Genomic DNA, 262 nt, shown 5'->3' on the forward strand with positions numbered 1-262 from the left:
TGCCCAAGGTTTGACCTTTGCGTATCGGGGCGATAACGGGCTGGACGGTTTCTAAAATCGGTTTGATGTTTTGTCCGGCATCGTGGGGAATCGTGATGTACACGTCTTCGAGGAAGCCGACGTTCACCGATTTGCTGCTGCCTTTATAAACTTTGACCTTGGAAATGATTTCGCCGCCGTTGTAGAGCTTGGGCGTGTCGAATGCCTGCAATGCCCAGTTGAGCAATTTGCCGCTTTCGGAAGCGCGGGCTTCGGTGGACTC

At 53.1% G+C, this 262-nt stretch carries 1 pseudogene; it reads right to left on the reverse strand.

From position 1 onward, the window contains the following. Positions 1-262, reverse strand: a pseudogene (locus ACTHS3_RS18110) (D-alanyl-D-alanine carboxypeptidase); the annotation flags it as partial.

Source organism: Neisseria sp. P0009.S007 (assembly GCF_051962515.1).